Origin of the sequence: Brevundimonas sp., from assembly GCF_035999125.1 — a bacterium.
Taxonomy (GTDB): Bacteria; Pseudomonadota; Alphaproteobacteria; order Caulobacterales; family Caulobacteraceae; genus Brevundimonas.
On the sequence record NZ_DASYGX010000007.1, the window covers coordinates 90,925 to 110,824 of the forward strand.

At 68.7% G+C, this 19,900-nt stretch carries 19 protein-coding genes; 14 read left to right on the plus strand and 5 right to left on the minus strand.

Annotated elements, in window-relative coordinates; genetic code table 11:
* The first annotated feature begins 113 nt into the window (after positions 1-113).
* The 6 genes from clpX to VGN45_RS06020 all read left to right on the plus strand — a co-directional run bounded on the left by clpX (position 114) and on the right by VGN45_RS06020 (position 6,696).
* Positions 114-1,382: an ATP-dependent Clp protease ATP-binding subunit ClpX gene (clpX, locus tag VGN45_RS05995; protein WP_327460365.1), complete on the plus strand. Its 1,269-nt coding sequence runs from the start codon at positions 114-116 to the stop codon at positions 1,380-1,382.
* A gap of 32 nt (positions 1,383-1,414) precedes the next feature.
* Entirely contained in the window at positions 1,415-3,322 is a 1,908-nt protein-coding gene (locus VGN45_RS06000) for an acyltransferase family protein (RefSeq protein ID WP_327460367.1), read from the plus strand.
* 42 nt (positions 3,323-3,364) lie between these two features.
* The gene (gene tpiA / locus VGN45_RS06005) at positions 3,365-4,114 is read left to right on the plus strand and encodes a triose-phosphate isomerase (protein WP_327460369.1); all 750 of its coding nucleotides are present in this window, start codon (positions 3,365-3,367) and stop codon (positions 4,112-4,114) included.
* A gap of 79 nt (positions 4,115-4,193) precedes the next feature.
* Positions 4,194-4,631 carry a preprotein translocase subunit SecG gene (secG, locus tag VGN45_RS06010; RefSeq protein WP_327460371.1) on the plus strand — a complete coding sequence of 146 codons (438 nt, stop codon included), beginning with the start codon at positions 4,194-4,196 and terminating at the stop codon, positions 4,629-4,631.
* Positions 4,632-4,721: 90 nt separating this feature from the next.
* Complete coding sequence (locus VGN45_RS06015; protein WP_327460374.1) at positions 4,722-6,371, plus strand: CTP synthase; 1,650 nt, start codon at positions 4,722-4,724, stop codon at positions 6,369-6,371.
* 61 nt (positions 6,372-6,432) lie between these two features.
* Positions 6,433-6,696 carry a hypothetical protein gene (locus VGN45_RS06020; RefSeq protein WP_327460376.1) on the plus strand — a complete coding sequence of 88 codons (264 nt, stop codon included), beginning with the start codon at positions 6,433-6,435 and terminating at the stop codon, positions 6,694-6,696.
* Between the two features lie 72 nt (positions 6,697-6,768).
* Here VGN45_RS06020 and glnA read toward each other — a convergent pair whose 3' ends face one another.
* Positions 6,769-8,175 carry a type I glutamate--ammonia ligase gene (gene glnA / locus VGN45_RS06025; protein ID WP_327460378.1) on the minus strand — a complete coding sequence of 469 codons (1,407 nt, stop codon included), beginning with the start codon at positions 8,173-8,175 and terminating at the stop codon, positions 6,769-6,771.
* 74 nt (positions 8,176-8,249) lie between these two features.
* Positions 8,250-8,588: a P-II family nitrogen regulator gene (locus tag VGN45_RS06030; protein WP_327460381.1), complete on the minus strand. Its 339-nt coding sequence runs from the start codon at positions 8,586-8,588 to the stop codon at positions 8,250-8,252.
* A gap of 118 nt (positions 8,589-8,706) precedes the next feature.
* On the opposite strand from VGN45_RS06030, the gene VGN45_RS06035 reads away from it, so the two are divergent.
* The gene (locus VGN45_RS06035; protein WP_327460383.1) at positions 8,707-9,561 is read left to right on the plus strand and encodes an NAD(P)H-hydrate dehydratase; all 855 of its coding nucleotides are present in this window, start codon (positions 8,707-8,709) and stop codon (positions 9,559-9,561) included.
* On the opposite strand, the gene VGN45_RS06040 is transcribed toward VGN45_RS06035, so the two are convergent.
* Positions 9,521-10,189 (minus strand): J domain-containing protein, encoded by a 669-nt coding sequence (locus tag VGN45_RS06040; RefSeq protein ID WP_327460385.1) that lies wholly within the window; start codon positions 10,187-10,189, stop codon positions 9,521-9,523. The two genes, VGN45_RS06035 and VGN45_RS06040, sit on opposite strands and share 41 nt — an antisense overlap.
* A 44-nt stretch (positions 10,190-10,233) precedes the next feature.
* Here VGN45_RS06040 and VGN45_RS06045 point away from each other — a divergent pair, with 44 nt between their 5' ends.
* From VGN45_RS06045 to VGN45_RS06075, 7 genes are all read left to right on the plus strand, one after another.
* Positions 10,234-10,533, plus strand: a complete 300-nt coding sequence (locus tag VGN45_RS06045; protein WP_327460387.1) for a BolA family protein — start codon at positions 10,234-10,236, stop codon at positions 10,531-10,533.
* 71 nt (positions 10,534-10,604) lie between these two features.
* Positions 10,605-12,413 (plus strand): ATP-binding protein, encoded by a 1,809-nt coding sequence (locus VGN45_RS06050; protein ID WP_327460389.1) that lies wholly within the window; start codon positions 10,605-10,607, stop codon positions 12,411-12,413.
* Between the two features lie 40 nt (positions 12,414-12,453).
* Positions 12,454-14,091: a cisplatin damage response ATP-dependent DNA ligase gene (locus tag VGN45_RS06055; protein WP_327460391.1), complete on the plus strand. Its 1,638-nt coding sequence runs from the start codon at positions 12,454-12,456 to the stop codon at positions 14,089-14,091.
* Between the two features lie 31 nt (positions 14,092-14,122).
* Positions 14,123-14,638, plus strand: coding sequence for a hypothetical protein (locus tag VGN45_RS06060; protein WP_327460393.1), 516 nt, complete (start codon positions 14,123-14,125; stop codon positions 14,636-14,638).
* A gap of 43 nt (positions 14,639-14,681) precedes the next feature.
* The gene (locus tag VGN45_RS06065) at positions 14,682-15,680 is read left to right on the plus strand and encodes a mechanosensitive ion channel family protein (RefSeq protein ID WP_327460395.1); all 999 of its coding nucleotides are present in this window, start codon (positions 14,682-14,684) and stop codon (positions 15,678-15,680) included.
* On the plus strand, positions 15,677-16,693 hold the full coding sequence (locus tag VGN45_RS06070) for a threonine aldolase family protein (RefSeq protein WP_327460397.1): 1,017 nt from the start codon (positions 15,677-15,679) through the stop codon (positions 16,691-16,693). Before VGN45_RS06065 ends, VGN45_RS06070 begins: the two co-directional genes overlap by 4 nt.
* 45 nt (positions 16,694-16,738) lie before the next feature.
* Positions 16,739-18,622 (plus strand): ABC transporter ATP-binding protein/permease, encoded by a 1,884-nt coding sequence (locus VGN45_RS06075; RefSeq protein WP_327461226.1) that lies wholly within the window; start codon positions 16,739-16,741, stop codon positions 18,620-18,622.
* On the opposite strand, the gene VGN45_RS06080 is transcribed toward VGN45_RS06075, so the two are convergent.
* Both VGN45_RS06080 and VGN45_RS06085 read right to left on the minus strand, forming a co-directional pair.
* Complete coding sequence (locus tag VGN45_RS06080; RefSeq protein WP_327460398.1) at positions 18,619-19,575, minus strand: acetyl-CoA carboxylase carboxyltransferase subunit alpha; 957 nt, start codon at positions 19,573-19,575, stop codon at positions 18,619-18,621. The two genes, VGN45_RS06075 and VGN45_RS06080, sit on opposite strands and share 4 nt — an antisense overlap.
* Positions 19,576-19,660: 85 nt before the next feature.
* Positions 19,661-19,855 carry a type II toxin-antitoxin system HicA family toxin gene (locus VGN45_RS06085; protein WP_327460400.1) on the minus strand — a complete coding sequence of 65 codons (195 nt, stop codon included), beginning with the start codon at positions 19,853-19,855 and terminating at the stop codon, positions 19,661-19,663.
* Between the last annotated feature and the right edge of the window lie 45 nt (positions 19,856-19,900).

The following is a 19,900-nucleotide window of genomic DNA, read 5'->3' on the forward strand; positions in this document are numbered from 1 at the left end:
TCGTGATGGGTGATTGTCATTTTTTGAAGACCTTCGCGCCCAAAGTTCGGGACTCAAACGCGAGGGTAAAGCGTTCCGTCCGCCAGAGACGGGCGCGAGAGTGAGAAGGGTCGATGACCAAAGCCGCCGGAACCGACGCCAAGAGCACGCTGTACTGCTCCTTCTGCGGAAAGAGCCAGCACGAGGTGCGCAAGCTGATCGCGGGTCCGACCGTGTTCATCTGCGACGAGTGCGTCGAGCTGTGCATGGACATCATCCGCGAAGAGCACAAGATCGGCTTCGTGAAGGCCAAGGACGGTGTTCCGACCCCGAAGGAAATCCGTGAGGTCCTCGACGACTACGTGATCGGCCAGGCCCATGCCAAAAAGGTGCTTAGCGTCGCGGTCCACAATCACTACAAGCGGCTGAACCACGCGACCAAGAACAACGACGTCGAGCTGGCCAAGTCCAACATCATGCTGATCGGGCCGACCGGCTCGGGCAAGACGCTGCTGGCCCAGACGCTGGCGCGCATCATCGACGTGCCCTTCACCATGGCCGACGCCACGACCCTGACCGAGGCCGGTTATGTGGGCGAGGACGTCGAGAACATCATCCTGAAGCTGCTGCAGGCCTCGGACTACAACGTCGAGCGGGCCCAGCGCGGCATCGTCTACATCGACGAGATCGACAAGATTTCGCGCAAGTCCGACAACCCGTCCATCACCCGGGACGTCTCGGGCGAAGGCGTCCAGCAGGCGCTGCTGAAGATCATGGAGGGCACCGTCGCCTCCGTCCCGCCGCAGGGCGGGCGCAAGCACCCCCAGCAGGAGTTCCTGCAGGTCGACACCGCCAACATCCTGTTCATCGTCGGCGGCGCCTTCGCCGGGCTGGAGAAGGTGATTTCGGCGCGCGGCGACGGAGCTTCGATCGGCTTCGGCGCCAAGGTCAAGGAAGTGGACGAGCGCCGCACCGGCGACATCCTGAAACAGGTCGAGCCCGACGACCTGATGCGCTTCGGCCTGATCCCGGAGTTCATCGGCCGCCTGCCCGTTCTGGCGACGCTGGAGGACCTGGACGAGGTCGCCCTGGTCAAGATCCTGACCGAGCCGAAGAACGCTTTGGTCAAACAGTACAAGCGCCTGTTCGAGATGGAGAACGTCGAGCTGACGTTCACCGACGACGCCCTGTCGGCGGTGGCCAAGAAGGCCATCACCCGCAAGACCGGTGCGCGCGGCCTGCGCTCCATCCTGGAAGGCATCCTGCTGGAGACCATGTTCGAACTGCCGACGTTCGAGGGCGTCGAGGAGGTCGTGGTCAACGCCGAGGTCATCGACGGCAAGGCGCAGCCGCTGCTGATCTATTCCGAGGCCGGCAAGAAAAAGGCCGACGGCGCGGCTTGACGGACTGATCCGCTGGGGGGCGGCGACGGCGCATGACGTCCATCCCGGCTGCGGCCACCGCCGGAGACGAATACAGACCTGACGTCGACGGCCTTCGGGCCGTGGCCGTTCTGGCCGTGGTCATCGGCCACGCCTGGCCCTCGCTTGCGCCCGGGGGCTTCTTCGGCGTGGACGTGTTCTTCGTCATCTCCGGCTATCTCATCACCCGCATTCTCATGCGTGACCGTGGCCGAGGGCTCAGCGGGCTGCTCGCCTTCTATGAGCGACGCGTGCGGCGCATCCTGCCCGCTTTGGCGTTCATGATCGCCGCGGTGACGCTGGTCGGCATCGCCATTCTGATCCCGCAGGATCTGGACCTGCTCGGCCGGTCGATCGCCTCGGTCGCCTCCCTCTCGTCCAATCGGTTCTTTCTGTCCCTGACGGACTATTTCGCGCCCGAAGCCGCGCATCAGCCTCTGTTGCACACCTGGTCGCTGTCGATAGAGGAGCAGTTCTATCTCCTGTGGCCCCTTGCGACGCTGGCGGTTTTTCATCCCCGTATGGCCCGTTTGGCCTCGTTTGCGATGGCGGGCGCGGCGGCCATCTCGTTCGCCGAGGCGGTTCGCCTGAGCTGGCAGGGGGCGGAGGCGGAGGCCTTCTACATGTTTCGCTCGCGAGCATGGGAGTTGCTTCTGGGAGCCCTGCTGGCGACCCTGCCGCTCGAACGACTGCCGAAGCCATTTCGAAAAGCATCAGGATTTCTAGGAATGGCTCTGATCTTTATTGCCTTTTCTCCACTTGGAGCCTCCGCGCCTTGGCCCGCGGTGGCCGCGCTGGCGCCATGTGCGGGTGCTGCTCTCGTGATCACCTCTCAAGGTGAAGGGTTCGCCGGAAAGCTCCTGTCCAGCGCTCCGGCGGTTGGGCTCGGTCTGATCTCCTACTCCCTGTACATCTGGCACTGGCCGCTTTTGAGTCTGCCTGCGCTGGTGCTGTCGCGTCCGCTGACGGACGTGGAGACTTCCGTCGCGGTCATCGTCGCGCTGGTTTTGGCCTGGGCCAGCTGGCGTTGGGTCGAGCGCCCATTCAGAGCCGGTCCTCGACGGGGTTTCGTCGCAATCGGCGCCGGAGTCGCGGTGCTGGCGACGCTGTTCCTGGGAGGGGCCGCGCTGGGTCGACTTCAGGGCCTGCCCATCCGTGCCGCCCCGGGCGTGATGTCGGCCCAGTCCGCCGCCTTGTCTCTGCCCGAAACCCACGACCCTTGTCATAACGTCGGCGGAATCACCGTGCCGCCCCGCCGCGCCTGCATCGTCGGAGACGGGCCTCGGGACGTGGTGGTTTGGGGAGACAGTCACGGGGAGCACATCGTGCCTCTGGTCGTGGCGGCGGCGCCCGGCTCCAGCGTGCGTCACATAAGCAAGTCGTCGTGCCCACCCGCGTCTCTCCCCGGCGTCGTGGCGGACTGCGCCGGTTTCATCTCGGTCGTGCTGGACGACTTGGCGATGACGCCGCCGCGTACTGTGGTTCTGGCAGGGCGGTGGAGCGAGTACGTCCGGCTTTCCGGCGGCGCGCCTGCGGAGCTGGAAAGGTCATTGGACGCGGGCCTGGGGCGGGTGCGCTCACGGCTGGGCCCCGAGGTGAAGCTGGTTCTTTGGGGGCCGACTCCCGAATTTGCGGTCGCGCCGACGCTTTGCTGGGCCCGCGCCGCCCAGGTGGGCTTGGCGACGGAGCGCTGCGCCTTCGTGCAACCGCGCGACCGGGCACTGGTCGATGCCACGACTGAGGTGCTCCGGCGCGTCGCCGAGCGTCACGGGATCGAGCTTGTTCTGCCCTTCAATTCCCTGTGCGGGCCGGTCGATTGCCGGACAGTGGCCGCCGACGGATCGTTTCTGTTCCGGGACGATGACCACCTGACGGTCTACGGCGCGCGCAGTCTGGCTTCACTGCTTGCCGGACGGCTTTGAGTTCGGCTTGGCGCCAGCGTGATCGCCTTCTAGAAGCCCAGCATGAAACAATCCGTGAAGCTGATCGCCGGAAATTGGAAGATGAACGGGCTGGCCGCCTCGCTGGAGGAGGCCAAGTCCCTGCGCACGGCGCTGGACGCCGAGGCGTCGCCGCATCGCGTGGCCCTGTGCCCGCCGGCCACCCTGATCGCCCAGATGGCCTGGGCCCTGAAGGGCGGGGCGGTCGAGATCGGTGGGCAGGACTGTCATGCCAAGGCGTCCGGCGCCTTCACCGGCTCGGTGTCGGCGGCCATGCTGAAGGACGCCGGCGCGAGCCTGGCGATCGTCGGCCACTCGGAGCGTCGCCAGGGCTTCGGCGAGACCGACGCCGACGTGTCCTCCAAGGCTGAAGCCGCCATCACCGCCGGGCTGGAACCGATCGTCTGCGTCGGCGAGACGCTGGACCAGCGCGAGGCGGGCAGGGCGGTCGAGGTCGTGCGCGGACAGATCCTGGGTTCGATCCCCGACGCGGCCGCCGGCGCGCCTTTCGCGGTCGCCTATGAGCCGGTCTGGGCCATCGGCACGGGCCTGACGCCGACGCTGGAGCAGATCGAGGAAGTGCACGTCGCGGCGCGCGCGGCCCTGGTCGAGCGGCTGGGCGAGGCGGGCCGGACGGCGCCCATCCTGTACGGCGGGTCGGTGAAGCCGGACAACGCGAAAGACATTCTGGCCGTGCCGGAAGTGGGGGGCGCCCTGGTCGGTGGCGCGTCGCTGAAGGCGGCGGATTTCCTCGGAATCGTGCGCGCTGCGTGATCCGTTTGCCGGTCGGCGGCAAGGGTGCTAACAGCCGCCGCTTGATCGGCGCGCCCTCGCGCCACATCTGAATGCGGCCATGCTCCAGAACATCCTCCTCGTCGTCATGATCCTGATCTCCCTCGCGCTGACGGGGGTGGTGTTGTTGCAGCGGTCCGAGGGCGGCGCGCTCGGCATGGGCGGGGGACCGTCGGGCTTCATGACCGCACGCGGCGCCGGCAACCTGCTGACCAAGACGACCTGGGTGCTGGCCATCCTGGGCGTGCTGTGCGCCATCGGACTGTCGATCGCAGGCAACATGGCGCGCGGCACGGGGTCGATCATCGACGCCGACGCCGTGGGCGCCCTGGCCGCGCCGACGGGCCCTGAAGCCGGCGCCGAAGCCGCTCCGGCCGAGGCGGGCGCCGCGCCGGCGGCCCCGGCCGCCACGCCGTCGCTGGGCGATCTGGAGGCCGATCTGGCCGCCCCCGCTCCGGCGACGACCCCGGCCAACCCGGCCCCGGCTCCGGCCAACTGACGGTGGGCGGGGGATTCATCCCCGCCTTCCGCTCCCGCCCCCAAAGTCTTCTGAGTTCAGCGGCCCGAATCGCCGCTAGGGTGATCACCCGTGGCTAGATATGTCTTCATCACGGGCGGCGTGGTTTCTTCCCTCGGGAAGGGGCTCGCCTCGGCGGCGCTGGGCGCCCTTCTGCAGGCGCGCGGATACAAGGTCCGCCTGCGCAAGCTCGATCCCTATCTGAACGTCGATCCGGGCACGATGAGCCCGTATCAGCACGGCGAGGTCTTCGTGACCGACGACGGGGCGGAGACCGACCTCGACCTGGGCCACTACGAGCGGTTCACGGGCGTCTCGGCGGCGAAGTCGGACAACATCACCACCGGCCGCATCTACCAGACCATCCTGGAGAAGGAGCGGCGCGGGGATTACCTGGGCGCGACCGTGCAGGTCATTCCCCACGTCACCGACCAGATCAAGCAGTTCTGCCTGTCCAAGGCCCTGACCGACGACGGACAGGACGTCGACTTCGTGCTGGTCGAGATCGGCGGCACGGTCGGCGACATCGAGGGCCTGCCGTTCTTCGAGGCCATCCGCCAGCTGGGGCAGGACCTGCCGCGCGGGCAGAGCTGCTTCGTGCACCTTACGCTGCTGCCCTACATCCCCACCGCCGGGGAGATGAAGACCAAGCCGACGCAGCATTCGGTGAAGGAGCTGCGCTCGATCGGCATCCAGCCCGACATCCTGCTGTGCCGTTGCGAATACCCGATCCCGGCCGAGGAGAAGCGCAAGATCGGCCTGTTCTGCAACGTGCGTGAAAGCGGCGTCATCCAGGCGATGGACTCGGCCGACATCTATGCCGTGCCGCTGGACTATCACCGCGAGGGGCTTGATCGCGAAGTGCTGGCCCACTTCGGCCTGACCGACGCGCCGGAGCCGGATCTGAGCGGCTGGGAGGAGATCGTCGATCGCCGCCTGCGCCCGGACGGCGAGGTGACCGTGGCCGTGGTCGGCAAGTACACGGTGCTGAAGGACGCCTACAAATCCCTGATCGAGGCGCTGCATCACGGCGGCGTGGCCAACCGGGTGAAGGTCAACATCGACTGGGTCGAGGCCGAGACCTTCGAGGGCGACCGCGAGGCGTGCAGCGCGCGCCTGCAGGGGGCGCACGCCATCCTGGTGCCGGGCGGCTTCGGCGAGCGGGGTGCCGAGGGCAAGATCGAGGCGGCGCGGTTCGCGCGCGAGAACAACATTCCGTACTTCGGCATCTGCTTCGGCATGCAGATGGCGGTGATCGAGGCGGCGCGGAACCTGGCGGGCTACGCCAAGGCGTCGTCGACCGAGTTCGGACCGACGGAAGAGCCGGTCGTGGGCCTGATGACCGAGTGGACCCAGGGCAACGAGCGAGTCCAGCGTATGGCCGGCGGCGACCTGGGCGGGACCATGCGCCTGGGCGCCTACGACTCGGTGCTGAAGGCGGGGTCCCGGATCGCCGAGGCCTATGGCTCCACGACCATCAGCGAGCGCCATCGCCATCGCTATGAGGTCAACATCAACTATCGCGAGGCGATCGAGGCCGAGGGGCTGATCTTCGCCGGCCTGTCGCCCGACGGCGTGCTGCCGGAGACGGTGGAGCGGACGGACCACCCGTGGTTCATCGGCGTGCAGTACCACCCGGAACTGAAGAGCCGCCCGTTCGCGCCGCACCCCCTGTTCGCCAGCTTCATCGGCGCGGCGGTGGTGCAGAGCCGGTTGGTGTAGGGAAGAGGAACGGTCGGACGGCGGGGCCGTTACAGCTCCACCATTCACACTGGAGGCCCGCATGGCCCGTTCGATCCTGACCCTCGCCGCCGTCGGCGGCGTCGCCCTGATGGCCGCGGCCTGTCAGCCCGCCGCCGAGGAACCGGCCGAAACCACCACCGTGGTCGAGGCTCCGACGCCGGCCCCGGTCGTCGTCGAGCAGCCGGCTCCGGTGGTCGTGGAGACTCCCGCCACGCCGCCGCCCGTCGTCGTGGAGCGGGAGGGCGACAGCACCACGGTCCGCGCCGGCCGTGACGGCATCGAGGTCGAGACGACCAACCGCTGATTTCGATCGCGGAATGAAGAAGGCCCCGGACGGCTTCCAGCCCGGGGCCTTTTTCGTGACGTCAGCCGCCGATCAGCAGCTGTAGTACATGTCGAACTCGACCGGGTGGGGATGCAGCTGGAGGCGCATCACCTCTTCCATCTTCAGCTCGATGTAGCTGTCGATGAAGTCGTCATCCATGACGCCGCCCTTCTTGAGGAAGGCGCGGTCCTTGTCGAGGTTCTCCAGCGCCTCGCGCAGGGAGCCGCAGACCTCGGGGATGTTGCCGCGCTCTTCAGGCGGCAGGTCGTAGAGGTTCTTGTCGGCGGCGGCGCCCGGGTCGATGCGGTTCTCGATGCCGTCGAGGCCCGCCATCAGCAGGGCGACGAAGGTCAGATAGGGGTTGCCCATCGGATCGGGGAAGCGCGCCTCGATGCGCTTGGCCTTGGGCGAGTTGACCCACGGAATGCGGATCGACGCCGAGCGGTTGCGCGACGAATAGGCCAGCTTCACCGGGGCCTCATAGCCTGGGACCAGCCGCTTGTAGGAGTTGGTGGTCGAGTTGGCGAAGGCGTTGATCGCCTTGGCGTGCTTGATGATGCCGCCGATGTACCACAAACACAGGTCCGACAGGCCTGCGTACTTGTCGCCGGCGAACAGCGGCTTGCCGTCGCGCCAGATCGACTGGTGCACGTGCATGCCCGACCCGTTGTCGCCGAAGGTCGGCTTGGCCATGAAGGTGGCCGACTTTCCGTAGGCGGCGGCCACGTTGTGGATGACGTACTTATAGAGCTGCAGCCGGTCGGCCATGGTCAGCAGGTCGCTGAACTTCAGGCCCAGTTCGTGCTGGGCCGGCGCGACCTCGTGGTGGTGCTTTTCGGGCTGCATGCCCAGGTCGCGCATGACGCCCAGCATCTCGCCGCGCAGGTCCTGGCCGCTGTCGGTCGGGTTGACCGGGAAGTAGCCGCCCTTGGGACCCGGGCGGTGGCCCATGTTGCCCTCGGAATACTCCGCGCCCGTGTTCGCCGGCAGTTCGATGGAGTCGTAGGTGTAGCCGGTGTCGTGCGGCTGGGTGGACCAGCGCACGTCGTCGAAGATGAAGAACTCGGCTTCCGGGCCGAAGAAGACGGTGTCGCCCACGCCGGACGACTGGACGTAGGCCAGCGCCTTCTTGGCCATGGAGCGGCTGTCGCGGTTGTAGGGCTCGCCCGTGTCGGGGTTCAGCACATCGCAGAACAGGAAGAGGGTCGTCTGCTGGTAGAAAGGGTCGATCCAGAAGCCGTTCAGGTCGGGCTTCAGCAGCATGTCGGACTCGTTGATCGCCTTCCAGCCGGCGATGGAGGAGCCGTCGAACATGGTCCCCTCTTCCAGGAACTCCTCGTCGACCAGATCCACGTCGAAGGTGACGTGCTGCATCCGGCCCTTGGTGTCGGTGAAGCGGAGATCGACGTACTGGACGTCCTTCTCCTTGATCTCCGCGAGGATTTTCTTCGCGCTCATTCTCTCGAGTTCCGTTTCTGGGGAGGGAGGAAAGGAAACGGCCGCCCGAAGGGACGGCCGCGGCTGGATGACGATCAGACGGCCTGGGGCCCCGTCTCGCCGGTTCGGATGCGGATGACGTCGGCGACGTCGGAGACAAAGATCTTGCCGTCGCCGATCTTGCCCGTCCGGGCGGTCGTGACGATGGCGTCGATCACGCCCGGCGCCATGTCGTCCGGGACGACGACCTCGATCTTGATCTTGGGCAGGAAGTCGATGACGTACTCGGCCCCGCGATAGAGCTCGGAATGGCCTTTCTGGCGGCCGTAGCCCTTGGCTTCGAGCACCGTCATGCCTTGCACGCCGACGTCCTGAAGGGCCTCCTTCACCTCGTCCAGCTTGAAGGGTTTGATGATCGCTTCGATCTTCTTCATGGTGCCCCCGAGGCGGCGAAAAGCGCCCACGCGTCGGGCCTGCATGGGACAGTGCATTGCACCATAAGGCAAGCGACTTTTGGCCCGGATTGCCCTCCGTGATCGGAATTCCGTCATGGTGAGCCCAGGGCCCGACATGTGGGGCGGCGCGTTCCCCTGGCCGACGGCCGAGACGCACAAGCATTCGCGCGGTCGGCTGGGCGTGATTTCGGGGCCGGCGCACCGGACGGGCGCGGCGCGGCTGGCGGCGCGGGCGGGCCTGAGGGTCGGGGCCGGGCTGGTGCGGGTGCTGTGTCCGCCCGCGGCCATGGCGGTGCTCGCAGGCGCGCTGGAGGCCGTCATGGTCGATCCGTTCGAGGGGCCGCACGCCTTGCGGCGGCTGGCCGAACCGCTGGACGCCGCCGTGATCGGCCCGGCGACCGGCCTGGAAGAAACGACGGTGGAAGCGCTGGACGTGCTGGCCGGAAGCGGCGCGGCCCTGGTGGTCGACGCCGATGCGCTGAGCATTTTCGAGGGACGGTCCGCCGACCTGTTCGCGCACCTGGACCGCGACGACGTGCTGACGCCGCACGAGGGGGAATTCGAGCGCGTCTTTCCCGGCCTGCTGGCGGGCGGGCGTGAGGCCGCGGCAGTCGAAGCGGCGGCGACGGCCGGGGCGGTGCTGCTGCTGAAGGGCGCGCGAACAGTCGTGGCGGTGCCCGACGGTCGCGTCGCGGTCGCCGACGCCGCGCCGCCGTGGCTGGCCACCGCCGGATCGGGCGACGTGCTGGCGGGGCTGATCGGCGGACTGCTTGCCCAGCGCATGCCCAGTTTCGAAGCGGCCTGCTGCGCCGCCTGGCTGCATGCGCAGGCCGCGCGGCGGCATGGACCGGGGCTGATCGCCGAGGACCTGCCGGACCTGATCCCGCAGGCATTGGCGGACCTGTGGGCGGCTAGGCCAGACCCGACTTCTTCAGCGTCTTCCAGGCCTTGATCACCCGCTGAAGGCGCGCCTCGGCGCCGCGGTCGCCGCCGTTGGTGTCGGGATGAAAGCGCTTCAACAGCAGGTGGTACTGCACCTTGATCGCCGCCTTGTCGGCGCCGGGCTCCAGATCCAGATCGGTCAGGGCGGCGCGTTCCAGCTTGCCGATTCGCCGGTCCTCGACCACCGGCCCGGCCTGGGGGTTCACCTTGCGTCCGAACAGGCCGAAGGCGTCGCGCCAGGAGCCGGCCCCGTCGGTGTTCGCCGTGCCGAACTTGGCGGCGAAGGCCGCGGCCTCCCTGCTCTTGGGGCCAGCCTTCATCTCCCACGTCGGGCGGCCGCCGGTCATGGCCTCGTTCTCCTGCGCCGCGCGGATCTCGCCCTCGCTCATGCCGGCGTAGAAGTTCCAGCCCTTGTTGTACTCGGCCGCATGGCCCTGACAGAAATCGTAGAAGTCGTTCAGCCGCTCGCGCGATTTCGGCGCGCGGGCGGTGGCCGCACGGCGGCAGTCCGGCCACTGACACGGTTTCTCGCCCGGCTTCAGATGCAGGACGTCGGCGGCCGCGGCCTCTTCTTCGGGCTTGGGCGGCTTCACCCGGATGTCGGTGAAGCGGGGCCTGTATTGAAACGCGGCGGGCATGGGCCGAAGTGTAGGGTCGAATTGGCCCGCATCAAGGAAGCCGGATGACCGAAGGACCGACAGCCGCACGAATTCGCGCCAGGTTGACCGAAGCGCTGCACCCGGTCCGGCTGGAACTGGACGACGACAGCTGGCGTCACGCGGGCCATCATCACGAAGGCGGCATGGATGCCCGGCCGGGCGGCGAGAGCCATTTCAACCTTCTGGTCATCTCTCCAGTCTTCGAAGGACAGGGGCGGCTGGCGCGACAACGGACGATCAACGCCCTTCTGGCCGAGGAACTGTCGGGCCCGGTGCACGCGCTTTCCATCCGTGCGCTGACGCCTGACGAGGCGGCGGAATAGCGCCGTTCACCTCGTCTTAGAACCTTCGTCGCAGTCTTCCGGGCGGATGGGACAGGCAGGGGGCTTCGGACTTGGTTGATTCCGACGGGCATGGCGTGGACCAGGCCGCCGGCGGCGCTGCGGCGTCGCTTCGGGCGATCCTGCAGACCCAGTACCTCCGCTATCTGATCATCGGCGCCTGGGCGCTGGGGCTGTTCGCCATCTTGGACCCGCTTCTTGCCGGCGCATGGTTCGTCGGCACGGTCGGCGCCGGGGCCGTGCGCGGCGAGGTCGAGCGGCGCATCAGCGACCGCGTGGGTGAAGGCTGGGGCATGGTGTTCCCGGCAGTGGCCACGGCGACCACCGCCGTCTGGGCCATCGCGCCGCTTCTGGCCTGGTTCTCCGGCGCCGGCTTCGGCCAGCCGATGGCGATGATGTATGTCGTCTCCGGCTATGTGCTCGTCTTCTCGCAGCTTCGGTCGTCGCCGCGGCAGGCTCTGGTCATTTCGTCTCCCTATGGCGTAGTGGCCCTGATCATCGCCGCAAGCCTGTTCGGGACCGACGCCTTTCTGCCTTTCCTTGCGGCGATCCCTTTCGCCGCCTCCGGCCTGTTCGTTCTGGTCATGATGACCATGTTGCGCGAAGAGCGCATCCGCGACTTCCAGGGCCATCAGGCCCACCTCATCGAGGAGCTGGAACAGGCGCGCGACAAGGCGAATGCGGCCAACGACGCGAAGTCGAACTTCCTGGGCGTCATCTCGCACGAGCTGCGCACGCCGATGAACGGCGTCCTGGGCGCCGCCCAACTGCTGGGTGCGACGCGACTGGAAGACACCCAACGCGAATATTTGACGATCATCCGGAACTCCGGCGACAACTTGCTGAGCCTGCTGAACGACATCCTGGACATGACCAAGATCGAGGCCGGGAAGATGACTTTCGACGTCGTCGACATCTCGGTCGACGACCTGCATCGCCGCGTCGTGGGGCCTTTCCAGGCGCAGGCCGAAGCCAAGGGGCTCGATTTCGAATCGCATCTGGAAGGTGATCTGCCCAGCGTGGTCCGCGGCGATCCGCTCCGCGTCTGCCAGGTGATTCACAATCTGCTGTCCAACGCGGTGAAATTCACCGACGCCGGCGTGGTGGTCTACCGCGTGAAAGGTGAGCGTGTGACCGATCAGCGCGTCCGGATCGAGTTTTCGGTCACCGACAGCGGCGCGGGCATCGCGCCGGAAGACGTGCAGCGCCTGTTCCAACCCTTCACCCAAGTCGACGCCTCGTCGACCCGGCGATTCGGCGGGACGGGCCTGGGCCTGACCATTTCGCGCCGTCTGGCCAACATCATGGGCGGCGACATCACCATCAACTCCGAGCTGGGCAAGGGATCGACCTTCGCCTTCACCGTCGAGGCCGAGGTGGTGGAATGGCAGCGGGGCGTCGTGGAAGAGGCCGCCTCGGAGGAGATCGAGGACGCGCGCAGCCTGTCTGTCCTGGTCGTCGAAGACCATCCGGTCAACCGCATGATCCTGGAAGCCTGGATGAGCTCGGCCGGCCATGCCTCGACCAGCGCGGAGAACGGCCAGATCGCCGTGGACGTCGCTGCGGGGCAGGCTTTCGACCTGATCGTCATGGACGTGAACATGCCGGTCATGGACGGGCTGAGCGCCACACGGGCCATTCGCGCCGGCGGCGGCGCCAATGCAGAGACCCCGGTCGTCGTTCTGTCCGCTTCGGCGCGGGCTGAGGATCATCAGGCCGGGCTGGACGCCGGCGCCGACGCTTACCTGAACAAGCCGATCGACTTCGCGGCTTTGGCGCGCGTGATGGCGGCGGTGGGGCAAGGACGCGAAGCCGTTCAAACCCTTTTTGAGGTCACGCGGACGGATCGCGCGGCGGCCTGACGGTCGCAACCGAACGCGGCCATTCCTATTTCGACCGGCGATGCGCGCCTTCGCCGAGCTGCTTGACCGACTGTCGCTGACGGCGTCCCGCAACGCCAAGCTGACGCTGATCCGCGACCATCTGCGCGGCGTGCCCGATCCGGACCGCGGCTGGGCTCTCGCGGCGCTGACGGGCGACCTCAGTTTCGACGCGGCCAAACCGGCCATGATCCGCGCTGCGGTGGAGCGCCGGGTCGATCCGCTGCTGTTTCGCTGGTCCTACGACTACGTCGGCGATCTGGCGGAGACGGCGGCCCTGATCTGGCCGGCGGACCCGAACCGCCGGACGAACCGCGAGCCGACGCTGGGCGAGGTGGTGGAAGCGCTGAGGGGCTCGGGGCGCAGCGAGGTTCCGGCGCTGATCGAACGCTGGCTGGACGACCTGCCGCCCAAGGCGCGGTGGGCGCTGCTGAAGCTGATGACCGGAGCGCTGCGCGTGGGCGTGTCGGCGCGGCTGGCGAAGACGGCGGCGGCGCGGGTCGGCGAAGCCCCGGTCGATGTGGCCGAGGTCGAGGAGCTTTGGCAGGGGCTGGAGCCGCCCTATGTCGATCTTTTCGCCTGGCTGGAGGGCCGCGCCGAGCGGCCGGCGGCGGACGCGCCGGGCCGGTTCCGGCCGGTCATGCTGTCCACCCCGCTGGACGAGGACAAGGACCTGCCGCGCATCACGCCAGACGTTTTCCTGGCCGAATGGAAGTGGGACGGCATCCGGGTGCAAGCGGTGCGGGAGCGTGGCGAGGCGCGGCTGTGGTCCCGGACCGGCGACGAGATCTCGCGCGCCTTTCCCGACCTGATGTCGGCCCTGACGTTCGAAGGGGCGATCGACGGCGAGCTGGTCGTGCTGCGCGACGGCGTGGTCGCGCCGTTCGCCGACCTTCAGCAGCGGCTGAACCGCAAGACGGTCGACGCCAAACTGGTCGCGTCGCACCCGGCGGCTCTGATCGCTTACGACGTGCTCTCCGACGGCGAGGAGGACGTGCGCGGTCTGCCGCTGGTGGAGCGGCGCGAGCTCTTGCGGCGTCTGATCGAGGGGCACGATCCGAAGCGGCTGAGGCTGTCGCCCGACGTGGCCTTCGCCGACGTGCGGGAACTGACGGCCCTGCGCCGCGACCCGCCTGTGGGCGCGGCGGCCGAGGGGCTGATGCTCAAGCGCCGCGACGGAGCCTACGTCGCCGGGCGGCCCAAGGGGCCCTGGTTCAAGTGGAAGCGCGATCCGCACGTGATCGACGCGGTGCTCATGTACGCCCAGCGCGGGCACGGCAAGCGGTCCAGCTTCCACTCCGACTTCACCTTCGGCGTCTGGACGGAGGAGGGCGCGCTGACGCCGGTGGGCAAGGCCTATTTCGGCTTCACCGACGAAGAGCTGCGCCTGCTGGACAAGTTCGTGCGGGACAACACCACCGACCGGTTCGGGCCGGTGCGCGCCGTCAGGGCCGAGCGGGGGTTTGGCCTGGTCCTGGAGATCGCCTTTGAGGGCCTGCAGAGGTCGCCGCGGCACAAGTCGGGGGTGGCCATGCGCTTTCCCCGGATCAGCCGCATCCGCTGGGACAAGCCGCCGGGCGAAGCGGACACCCTGGCGGGCGTCATGACCCTGCTGGAGGCGCTGGAGCGCGAGGGCGGGAGGCTTTCTGAGAAGGAATGAACCGAATCGGGCGGTTCCGCATTTCGGGATCATGGATGCCCTTGTCAGACGCCGCCGCCTTGTGATCGCCGCCGGTGCGGCCGTGGTCGCGCTGGGTCTGGCGGCGGGGGCGACGCTGATCGTGGGTCCGACGGAGACGCAAGCGCGGGGACCGGGTCTGAAGATCGCCGTGGTCACGCCGCCCGCGCCAGCCATCGAGCCCGGCGGCGTGATGGAAGTGGGCCAGCTGACCGACGGCTATCGCCACGTGCCGCCGCCTGCGCCGCAGCCGATCGAATGGGTGGAGACGGAGCCCGGCTGGTGGGACGCGCCGTCGGACCCTGACGATCTCTGGATTGAGCCAAGAAGTCCGGCGCCCGCGGTCGTCGTCACGGCGGTCGAGACTCCTGAAAGGCGCGATTCGATGGGCTTCGGCTTCGAGCCCGTCGCGGCGTCGGATCGGCGCGTGATGCGCTCCGCGCCGCCGGAGCGCCGCCCGGACGAGGGCGAGGGGCGTCGGCCAGAGATCGTGCCGGTGTCGGGCGAGCGGGGCGCCGTCTTCTACTGATCCGGCCCTTTGCCCGTCGCGGCGCAGAGGCTAGACCCCCGACATGGCGAACCTATCCGAAATGGTGACCGAGACGGTGGCCGCCGGCGAACGCGTGACGGCCGTGGATGCGGCGGTCATCGGCAAGCTGACGCAGATGGCGGGCGACCTGGCGGTCAACCTGCTCGTCGCCGTGCTGATTCTGGGCCTGACGGTCGTGGCGGCCAAGTGGGCGTCGCGCGCCGTCCGCCGACTGATGGGGCGCGTCCGGGGCGTGCGGCAGGACCCGACGGTCGTCAGCTTCATCGCCCAGGTGGTCAGGGTCGGCATTTACGTCATCGGCTTCATCGCCGTGCTGCAGCGACTGGGCGTCCAGACGACCTCGATCATCGCCGTTCTGGGCGCCGCCTCGCTGGCCGTCGGTCTGGCGCTGCAGGGGACGCTGTCGAACGTGGCGGCGGGGGTCGTGCTGCTGATCCTGCGCCCCTATCGCGTGGGGGACGTCATCGAGGTCGGTGGCGCGTCGGGCTCGGTGCAGCGGCTGGACCTGTTCGTGACGCAGATCTCCAACGCCGACAATCACAAGATCGTCGTGCCCAACGGCAAGGTGCTGGGCGACGTGATCATCAACCTGTCGGGGCAGGGGACGCGGCGGGTCGAGATCCATTTCACCGTCGGCTACGGCTCCAACCTGAAGCAGGCGCGGCATGTTATCGCCACGACGGCGGCGAAGCACGAGAAGGTGCTGGGCGACCCCGTGCCCTGGGCCGGGGTGACGGCCCTGCTGGACAGCGCGGTGCAGGTGTCGCTGCACGCCTGGGTGAAGTCGGAAGACTGGTGGCAGACGCAAGCCGACCTGTACGAGCAGGTGAAGGTGGCGCTGGACGAGGCGGGCGTGGAGATTCCCTTCCCGCACCAAGTCCAGATGGACTATGCGCCGCCGCCGGCCGGTCCTGACCCGACCGAACCGTTTCCGCAGCCGCCTGAGCCGGTCGCGCCGCCGAAGCGCAAGGCGACGACCCGGCCGAAGCTGGCGCTGCCGCGCAGGAAGGCCACGAAATGAGGTTTGACTTCGCCTCCGACAACGTGGCCGGCATGGCGCCGGAGGCTCTGGCCGCCCTGGTCCGGCACAACGACGGCTTCGCCCGCGCCTATGGCGGCGACGATCCGGCGGCGAGGGCGGCGGAGCTGATCCGCGTGCGTCTGGACGCCGACGTGGAGGTGCGGTTCGTCTTCAGCGGCACGGCGGCCAACGCCATCGCCCTGTCGATGCTGGCCTTCCCGTTCGAGGCGGTGCTGGCGCACCACGCCGCCCACGTCTGCACCGACGAGACGGGCGCGCCGGGCTTCTTCGGCCAGGGCGTGGGCCTGATCGGCCTGCCGGGCCCGTCCGGCAAGATCGACACCCGCGCGCTGGAGGCGGCGCTGGGAGAGCCGGACATGGGGCACCGTCAACCGGCGGCGGCCCTGTCGCTGACCCAGGCCACGGAGTATGGCGCGGTCTATGAGGAGGCGGAGCTGGCGGCGCTGACCGGTCCGGCGAAGGCGCGCGGCATGGGCGTGCATCTGGACGGCGCGCGCCTGGCCAATGCGGCGGCGGCGGGCTTCGACCTGAAGGCCATCGGCGGGCTGGGCATCGACGTCTTGGTCATGGGCGGGGCCAAGGCGGGCGGCCTGTGCACCGAGGCCCTGGTGCTGTTCGACCGGTCGCTGGCGCGGCGGATCGACAATCGGCTGAAGCAGGCCGGGCAGATGGCGTCGAAGGGCCGCTTTCTGAGCGCGCCGTTCCTGGGTCTGCTGGAGGACGGGGCATGGGAGCGGCACGCGGCGCACGCCAACGCCATGGCGCGGCGTCTGGCCGAAGGCGTGGCGGATCGCACGCCCTACGCCTTGGGCCATCCGGTCGAGGCCAACGCCGTGTTCGTGCGGATGTCCGAGGCCGCGCATCGGCGGCTGAACGCGGCGGGCTGGGCCTGTCACCGGTTCGACGACGGCTCGGTGCGGTTCGTCTGCTCGTGGGCCACGACCGCGGAAGCCGTGGACGAACTGATCGAGGCGCTGACGACGCTCTGCTGAGGGCTTTGCGCGCGCCGCGACGCAAGCCATATGGGACGCATGGCGATGCGCGGAGAGCGCTCCGCGGGCCGTCGCGCCGACCCCCAGGTCAAGGCGTTGGGTCCGACGGAGCCGACCAGTCCTGACACCCCCGGCACCTGGGTCGCCCTGCGCGACCTGTTCGGCGTGGTCGGTCGGTCGGGCGCGCCGCAGCTGAAGGCCCGCATCGCGGGGGCGCTGGGCCTGACGCTGGCCGGCAAGGGGTTGGGTGTGCTCGCGCCTCTTGTGCTGGGCGCGGCGGTCAACCGGCTGGCGGAAGGGCAGACGGCGGCTGCGACGGTCGGCCTGTCGTTCGCGGCCCTGGCGATCGGCTGGGCTTTCGTGCGGTTCCTGTCGTCGGCCACGCCGCAGTTGTCCGACGTTGTGTTCGCGCCGGTGCGGGCGGCGGCCCAGCGCAAGACGGCGGCCGAGACCTTCGCCCATGCGCTGAACCTGTCGCTGGACTTCCACCAGACCAAGCGGTCCGGCGCCCTGTCGCGGACGATGGACCGGGGCTCGCGCGCGGTGGACTTCCTGCTGCGGATCATCGCCTTCAACCTGGGGCCGACGGCGGTGGAGCTGATCCTGGCCGCAGGCGTGCTGGCGGGACTTTACGACTGGCGGTTCGGCGCCTTGGCGGTCGCTGTGGTCGTGATCTACGCGATCGCGACCTTCGGCATGGCCAACTGGCGGCTGGAGCACCGCCGGGCCATGAACGCGGCGGACACGGAGGCGGCCGGCCTGTCGGTCGACGCCCTGCTGAACTACGAGACGGTCAAGTCGTTCGGGGCCGAGCGTCGGGCGGCGGAGAGCTATGACCGCGCGCTGGAGACCTACGTCTCGGCCGCGCTGAAGGCCAACGGTTCGCTGGCGGCGCTGAACCTGATCCAGGCGGCGATCATGAACGTCGGCCTGGGCGTCATGGCCGTGATGGCCGGCTTCGAAGCCGCGGCGGGACGGATGGGGCCCGGAGACGTGACGGCGGCGGTTTTGATCCTGATCAGCCTGTACCAGCCGCTGAACATCCTGGGCTTCGCCTATCGGGAAATCCGACAGTCCTTCATCGACATGGAGGAGATGCTGAAGGTGACGCGTCAGACGCCGCAGGTGGCCGACGCGCCGCACGCCCAGCCGCTGCCGCGCCCCGCCGACGCGCGCGGGGCGTCGCTGGAGTTCGAGACTGTCGGTTTCCGCCACGACGCGCGGGCCAACGGGCTGGAGGACGTGGACTTCGTCGCCGCGCCCGGCACCACGACGGCGCTGGTCGGCCCCTCGGGCTCGGGCAAATCGACCATCGTGAAGCTGGCGCTGCGTCTGCTGGACCCGCAGGTCGGCACGGTGCGGATCGAAGGGCGCGATGTGCGCGAGGTGACGCAGGAAAGCCTGCGCCGAGCGGTCGCCCTGGTGCCGCAGGACGTGGCGCTGTTCAACGACACGATCCGCGCCAACATCGCCTTCGCCCGGCCGGACGCCGAGGATGAGGCGGTGTGGGAGGCGGCAGAGGCGGCGGAGCTGGCTGACTTCATCCGCGGGCTGCCCAACGGCATGGACACCAAGGTGGGCGAGCGGGGCTTGAAGCTGTCGGGCGGGGAGCGCCAGCGCGTGGGCATCGCGCGGGCCCTGCTGGCCGATCCGTGCGTGCTGATCCTGGACGAGGCGACCAGCGCCCTGGACAGCCGTACCGAGGCGGCGATCCAGAAGACGCTGAAGAAGGCCCGCGCCGGTCGGACCACTCTGGTGGTCGCGCACCGTCTGTCGACGGTGGCGGACGCGGATCAGATCCTGGTGCTGAAGGCTGGCCGGATCGTCGAGCGGGGCGCGCATCACGAACTGGTGGCGCGCGTCGGCGGCGAGTATGCGGCCCTGTGGCGCAAGCAGACGCGGGGCGCGAAAGCGACCGCCGGCGTCTAACTCATCCGGCCGATGGCGTAGAAGCGGTCGGCGCGGGCGCGACGGACGGCGTCGGCGTCGAGGTCGGCCAGGGCGGCCAGCTCTTCGGACAGGGCTTCCTTGACGTTGGCGATCGCGCCCTCGCGGTCGATGTGAGCGCCGCCGACGGGCTCCGGGATGATCCGGTCGATGATCTTGAGGCCCAGCAGGTCGGGCGCCGTGATCTTCATGGCCATGGCCGCGTCCTTGGCCCGCGCGCCGTCGCGCCACAGGATGCCGGCCGCGCCTTCGGGCGAGATCACCGAGTAGATCGAGTGCTCCAGCATCAGCACGCGACTGGCCGCGGCGATGGCGATGGCCCCGCCCGAGCCGCCTTCACCCGTGATCACGGCCACCGACGGGACGCCCAGCGTCAGCCCGCGCTCGGTGGATCGGGCGATGGCCTCGGCCTGACCGCGTTCCTCGGCGCCCAGACCTGGATAGGCGCCGGCCGTGTCGACGAAGGTGACGACCGGCAGGCCGAACCGATCGGCGAGGTCCATCAGGCGCGCGGCCTTGCGATAGCCCTCGGGCCGGGCCATGCCGAAGTTGTGGGTCAGGCGGCTGGCGGTGTCGTGGCCCTTCTCCTGGCCCATGACGACGACGGGCGCGCCGTTGAACCGGGCCAGGCCGCCCAGGATCGCCTGGTCGTCGCCGAACTGGCGGTCGCCGCGCAGTTCGGTGAAATCCTCGAACAGGCCCGCGACGTAGTCGACGAAGTGCGGCCGGTTCGGGTGCCGCGCGACCTGGGTCTTCATCCACGGGTCCAGCACGGCATAGGTCTTCCTGCGCAGCTGGTCCGCCTTCTTGCGCAGGCCCTCGATCTCCGAGTCGAACGATCCGGCCGAGGCGGAGGCCGAGAGCAGCGACAGCTCCTCAATCTTGGCCTCCAGGTCGGCGATCGGCTTTTCAAAGTCGAGATAGTGGGCGGCCATCAGGCGATCCGGGCGGCGGGGCGAAGCGACCCCTGCGAAAGGCGGCGGAAACTAGTCAGGTCAACGTCGCGCGGCAAGCACCGGTTCAGAAGGCCTTGGGCAGCCCGGCCTGTTTGAGAATTTCGTTGGCGATGTGCCGGAGGGGTTTCGACGGCACCGTCACTTGAATGCCTGTCATTCGGTTGCGCCATTTCTCATGGCTGCCTTTGCCGCCGGGCACGCGTTCAAACTCGGCAGATGCCAAGAGCTTCGTCAGCTCGCGATAGAAATGGTTCGGCATGCCGAATCTCCCAGCCGATCAACTTTGCCGTCGATTTTGCGGTGG

What these genes read in the sequence shown, in the direction of transcription:
- clpX (WP_327460365.1), top strand. Translation starts at nt 114, where the DNA reads ATGACCAAAGCCGCCGGAACCGACGCCAAGAGCACGCTGTACTGCTCC.
- VGN45_RS06000 (WP_327460367.1), top strand. Translation starts at nt 1,415, where the DNA reads ATGACGTCCATCCCGGCTGCGGCCACCGCCGGAGACGAATACAGACCT.
- tpiA (WP_327460369.1), top strand. Translation starts at nt 3,365, where the DNA reads ATGAAACAATCCGTGAAGCTGATCGCCGGAAATTGGAAGATGAACGGG.
- secG (WP_327460371.1), top strand. Translation starts at nt 4,194, where the DNA reads ATGCTCCAGAACATCCTCCTCGTCGTCATGATCCTGATCTCCCTCGCG.
- VGN45_RS06020 (WP_327460376.1), top strand. Translation starts at nt 6,433, where the DNA reads ATGGCCCGTTCGATCCTGACCCTCGCCGCCGTCGGCGGCGTCGCCCTG.
- glnA (WP_327460378.1), bottom strand. Translation starts at nt 8,175, where the DNA reads ATGAGCGCGAAGAAAATCCTCGCGGAGATCAAGGAGAAGGACGTCCAG.
- VGN45_RS06030 (WP_327460381.1), bottom strand. Translation starts at nt 8,588, where the DNA reads ATGAAGAAGATCGAAGCGATCATCAAACCCTTCAAGCTGGACGAGGTG.
- VGN45_RS06040 (WP_327460385.1), bottom strand. Translation starts at nt 10,189, where the DNA reads ATGCCCGCCGCGTTTCAATACAGGCCCCGCTTCACCGACATCCGGGTG.
- VGN45_RS06045 (WP_327460387.1), top strand. Translation starts at nt 10,234, where the DNA reads ATGACCGAAGGACCGACAGCCGCACGAATTCGCGCCAGGTTGACCGAA.
- VGN45_RS06055 (WP_327460391.1), top strand. Translation starts at nt 12,454, where the DNA reads ATGCGCGCCTTCGCCGAGCTGCTTGACCGACTGTCGCTGACGGCGTCC.
- VGN45_RS06060 (WP_327460393.1), top strand. Translation starts at nt 14,123, where the DNA reads ATGGATGCCCTTGTCAGACGCCGCCGCCTTGTGATCGCCGCCGGTGCG.
- VGN45_RS06065 (WP_327460395.1), top strand. Translation starts at nt 14,682, where the DNA reads ATGGCGAACCTATCCGAAATGGTGACCGAGACGGTGGCCGCCGGCGAA.
- VGN45_RS06070 (WP_327460397.1), top strand. Translation starts at nt 15,677, where the DNA reads ATGAGGTTTGACTTCGCCTCCGACAACGTGGCCGGCATGGCGCCGGAG.
- VGN45_RS06075 (WP_327461226.1), top strand. Translation starts at nt 16,739, where the DNA reads ATGCGCGGAGAGCGCTCCGCGGGCCGTCGCGCCGACCCCCAGGTCAAG.
- VGN45_RS06080 (WP_327460398.1), bottom strand. Translation starts at nt 19,575, where the DNA reads ATGGCCGCCCACTATCTCGACTTTGAAAAGCCGATCGCCGACCTGGAG.
- VGN45_RS06085 (WP_327460400.1), bottom strand. Translation starts at nt 19,855, where the DNA reads ATGCCGAACCATTTCTATCGCGAGCTGACGAAGCTCTTGGCATCTGCC.